Origin of the sequence: Cobetia sp. SIMBA_158 (genome assembly GCF_046566945.1) — a bacterium.
In the GTDB taxonomy this organism is placed as follows: Bacteria; Pseudomonadota; Gammaproteobacteria; order Pseudomonadales; family Halomonadaceae; genus Cobetia; species Cobetia amphilecti.
Genome location: NZ_JAWJYL010000225.1, coordinates 1 through 284 on the forward strand (window position 1 = coordinate 1; position 284 = coordinate 284).

1 protein-coding gene is annotated in these 284 nt (G+C 63.0%); it reads left to right on the plus strand.

Going from position 1 to position 284, the window contains the following annotated elements; genetic code table 11:
- The coding region (locus R2R70_RS19735) for an ABC transporter permease subunit (protein ID WP_410978859.1) at nt 1-284 on the plus strand (284 nt) is incomplete at both ends.

Sequence of the window (284 nt, forward strand, 5' to 3'; positions counted from 1 at the left end):
ACTCTGCTGTGGATGCTGTCGACCAACATGCTGCCGTCCGTGGGCGTGCTGCTGCCGGTCGACCTCATCTTCCGCGCTCTGGGCCTGCTGGATAGCCGCACCGGCCTGATCATCATCTACATGCTGATGAACCTGCCGATCGTGGTCTGGATGCTCTACACCTTCTTCAAGGACATCCCCAAGCACATCCTCGAAGCCGGGCGCATGCATGGCGCCAGCACCCTGCAGGGGATCTTCCGCCTGCTGCTGCCGCTGAGCCTGCCGGGCATCGCTTCCACCGGTCT